Here is a 3,513-nt window from a genome sequence, read left to right as displayed (position 1 = left end):
GCAGGCATCGGCAAATGGATCGACTTCTACAACACGCAGCGCCCCCATTCGGCGCTTGGCGGAAGGACACCGGTTGAGGCCCATCAGGGCCAAGACCTGAAGGCGGCGGCTTGATCAACGGGCAAGCTTAGCAACGCCGCAAATCTGTCCGGAAAACGGGGACCACCTCAATGTTGTCTCTGACTTTGGCTCGCGCATCCTCGGCTTTTCGCCGCGCTTCTGCGAGCGAAACGGCTGGATACGCACCCAGCCCCATTTCTCGCCGCCGTCCGTGGATCGTTACACGAAGCACCCACTGCGCTCCGCCGTCCTCGCGTTTGAATAGCCAGAGATTTCCCCCGTCAGCGTGTTTCCCGGGAGGCGCTGAAGCTACACCTTTGGCGGTCAAACGGTTTGTCGCACGCATATTCAATCCACCTTTCTATCCCCCTTTTGTTGTACGACTTTGCGAGACGGAATGATACCTGGAAATACGGCGCGAGACGCATAAGGCCGTGCTTTTGTTGAGCCGAAAGAGGACTGGAGACATCATGAAATAGCATGAAACTTCAAATGGTTGCTGGCTCTGGGCACCACTTCAACCCATGAAAACAAAGATAAACTTTGCAGGCACCACTGCTCAATCATCTTGTTTGCGGAGTGCTGGGCTACATCTGGGCTACATTCCGCGCTCGCTAGGTGTTCTCACGTTATGCGTGGATGCCCTCGGTGGTCCGATCATAACGTGGTCTGCCTTCGTTCTCTGCGCGCACATTGACGTCTTTCCGTTCTCGGGTGAATCAAGCCGCCCGCCAAATGCACTACCCGAGAGAAGATTTGGAACCAGCAGCACGAGCCGATGAAGAATATCTGACGGTCGGAGAAGTCGCGGAGCGCTACAAGGTAGCCCCCAGCACGATTAACCGATGGAGACGAGAGGGGCGCATTCTTAAGGCGCGAAAGGTCGGTCCGGGTGCCGTGCGATGGCGTCTGTCGGACTTGCTGGAGCATGAAGGGCAATTCAAGGCGTGCTTTGCGATGCACGGTCCGCTACGTCCTGCGCATACGCCCGGCGAATGGTTTCAAGGTGAGTTTCTTTCGGCGCAGGTCAGGCGCTCAGGCCGCGACGGGGCGGGGGTCGAGCGTGATCTGCCGCGAACACAGCGCCCGGCGCAGGGCGGCATCGTGACTGATCACGATCAGCGCCATGCCGCGGTGCCGTGCGAGCGGTGTCAGGGCCTGCCAGAGCGCCTGCGCCGCCAGCGCATCCAGCTGCGCGGTGATCTCGTCGCAGATCAGCACCCGCGTGGTTGGCAGAAAGAACCGCGCCAGCGACACACGGGCCAACTCGCCCCCCGACAGCTCGGCCGGGTGACGCTCGGCCCAAGCAGGACGGATCGCCAGCGCGGCCAGAACCTCGGGGTCGGGCGGCGCGGCATTGGCAAGGATCCGCCCGACGGTCCAGCGCGGATCGACGGCGAGTTCCGGCGATTGCGGCACATGGGCGACCGGGCCGGGGTGGTGGCGCGGCAGGGCCGAACCCTGCCAGAGCACCCGCCCGGCATCGGGGGCCAGCGTGCCCGACAGCACCCGCGCCAGCGTCGATTTCCCGGCACCCGAGGGGCCGGAGAGACCCAGCACTTCGCCCGGGGTCACCGTCAGCGAGACCTCGCGCAGCACGGAGCGGCCCGCGAAGGAGAGCGAGACAGCCTCGGCGCTCAGCATGGCGCGGCCTCCTCCGACCAGGTTTGCGCCGCCCAAGTTTGCGCCTCCCAGAGCGCGCGGGAAAACGGATGGGTGAGGCGATGCGCAGTAAAGGCCTCTGCCGGGGCGGTTTCGACCATGCGGCCCTCTTGCAAGATCGTGACGCGCTCGGCGATGGCCACCAGCCGCGGCAGGTCATGGCTGATCACGCAGACCCCGTGCCCTTCGGCGGCAAGCCCCGCAAGCAACTCCATGATCCGGTCCGCGGTCTCAGGGTCGAGGCCCAGCGTCGGCTCGTCGGCGATGAGAAACGGCGCGCCGGTCGCCAGTGCGGTGGCGATCAGCGCGCGTTTCGCCATCCCGCCCGAGAGCTGGTGCGGAAAGGCCCGCGCGGCTTCCTCGGGCAGGCCAAGGCGCGCAAGCGCGGCGCAGACATCGGGCGGCGGCTGTCCCGCGAGCCGGGCAAAACGGCTGATCTGCGCGCCGAGCCGGGTCAGCGGATCCAGCGCGTCGATCCCTTGCGGCGCCAAAGCCAGTTGCCCCGGAGCGAGCGGCAGGCCCGCCAGTGTGATCTGCCCCGACACCTCGGCATTGCGGGGCAAAAGGCCCATCAGCGCCTCGGCCACAAGGCTTTTGCCCGCGCCGGAGCCCCCGACCAGCCCGACCACCTCGCCCCGAGAAAGCGTCAGATCAAGCCCGGTCAGGGGCTGGCTGTAACCGCCATCATGGTGGCGAAACCGCACCGACAGTGCCGTGACCCTCAGCATCATGCCACCCCCTCGCGCGGGTCGGCGGCGCGGCGCAGGGTCTCGCCGAACAGCTCGAAGCTGAGCGCGACGATCATCAGCCCCAGCCCCGGAAACAGCGCCACCCACCAATGCCCCGCCATGATCGCGCGCAGGCTTTCCGACAGGATCACCCCGATCGAGGGCAGATGCGGCGGGATGCCAAGGCCGATGAAAGAGAGCCCCGCCTCGTGCAGGATCGCATGCGGAAAGATCAGCACGAAGCCCGCGACCACCTGCGGCAGCAGATGCGGCGCAAGGTGATGGCGCGCAATCCAGAGCGGCGGACGGCCCAAAGCGCGCGAGACGGCGACGAAATCGGCCGCAGCGACGGTCTGCGCCTCGTGGCGCAGCACCCGGGACAGCCGTGGCCAATGCGTCAGCCCGACGCCAAAGACGACGCCCCACATGCCGCCCCCCGCCGCATAGGCCACCAGCATGACCAGCACGAAATGCGGCAGGCCAAGCGCCATCTCGGTCAGGATGCCGACCAGCCAGTCGAGGCGGCGGTCGAGAGCCGCGCCAAGCCCCAGCACGACCGCCAGCGCCGTGGACAAGATCGCAGCGAAAAGCCCGACCTTGACCGAAACGGCCAGCGCCGCAAAGCTGCGCGCCGCCATGTCGCGGCCAAGCGCGTCGGTGCCGAAGGGATGGGCCGCCGAGGGCGGCAGGTTGCGGGTCAGCGCGTTCACCGCCGGGCCGGTTTCGGGCAGGGTCAGCGCGATCAGGATCGGCGCGGCGAAGACCGCCGCCACCAGCGCGCCGCGCCGCAAAAGTGCCCGGCGCAGCGGCGAGTGCCGCGCCATCGGGCGCAGGGTCAGGCTGGCATCGGTCATGGCATCTCCCTCAATCGCGGATCGGCCAGCCGCGCGGCAATATCGGCCAGAAGGTTGCCGCAAAAGACAATGAGCAGCGTGGCCAGCGCAATGCCGAGCAACAGCGGCGCATCGGCCCCGGTGGCGGCGCGCACGGTGGCTTGCCCAAGCCCCGGCCAGGCAAAGATCGTCTCGGCCAGAACCGAGCCGCCGACAAGTTCCCCCGCCCC

General features: G+C 66.8%; 6 protein-coding genes and 1 pseudogene. 2 read left to right on the top strand and 5 right to left on the bottom strand.

The features are described from left to right. The coding region (locus C8J30_RS17740) for an integrase core domain-containing protein (RefSeq protein WP_146227878.1) at window positions 1-114 on the top strand (114 nt) is incomplete at its 5' end. A 13-nt stretch (window positions 115-127) separates the two neighbouring features. Here the strand turns inward: C8J30_RS17740 and C8J30_RS17735 are convergent. After that, window positions 128-406 (bottom strand): Arm DNA-binding domain-containing protein, encoded by a 279-nt coding sequence (locus C8J30_RS17735; protein ID WP_110807393.1) that lies wholly within the window; start codon window positions 404-406, stop codon window positions 128-130. 389 nt (window positions 407-795) lie between these two features. Between C8J30_RS17735 and C8J30_RS19430 the strand changes: the two are divergent. Continuing rightward, window positions 796-975: pseudogene (locus C8J30_RS19430) on the top strand (helix-turn-helix transcriptional regulator); the annotation flags it as partial. Window positions 976-1,095: 120 nt separating this feature from the next. Here C8J30_RS19430 and C8J30_RS17725 read toward each other — a convergent pair. The 4 genes from C8J30_RS17725 to C8J30_RS17710 all read right to left on the bottom strand — a co-directional run. Then, the gene (locus C8J30_RS17725; RefSeq protein WP_110807391.1) at window positions 1,096-1,704 is read right to left on the bottom strand and encodes an ATP-binding cassette domain-containing protein; all 609 of its coding nucleotides are present in this window, start codon (window positions 1,702-1,704) and stop codon (window positions 1,096-1,098) included. Next, window positions 1,698-2,453, bottom strand: a complete 756-nt coding sequence (locus C8J30_RS17720; protein WP_245909930.1) for an ATP-binding cassette domain-containing protein — start codon at window positions 2,451-2,453, stop codon at window positions 1,698-1,700. Before C8J30_RS17720 ends, C8J30_RS17725 begins: the two co-directional genes overlap by 7 nt. After that, complete coding sequence (locus C8J30_RS17715) at window positions 2,450-3,304, bottom strand: ABC transporter permease (protein WP_110807390.1); 855 nt, start codon at window positions 3,302-3,304, stop codon at window positions 2,450-2,452. The genes C8J30_RS17720 and C8J30_RS17715 overlap by 4 nt, the downstream gene beginning before the upstream one ends. Beyond that, window positions 3,301-3,513, bottom strand: a 213-nt coding sequence (locus C8J30_RS17710) for an ABC transporter permease subunit (RefSeq protein WP_146227964.1), incomplete at its 5' end; no start/stop codon positions are given. The genes C8J30_RS17715 and C8J30_RS17710, both read right to left, overlap by 4 nt.

The organism is Rhodobacter viridis (assembly GCF_003217355.1).
Classification (GTDB): domain Bacteria; phylum Pseudomonadota; class Alphaproteobacteria; order Rhodobacterales; family Rhodobacteraceae; genus Rhodobacter; species Rhodobacter viridis.
Note: the sequence above shows the minus strand (reverse complement) of the source record. Positions and strands in the feature narration are given on the sequence as shown.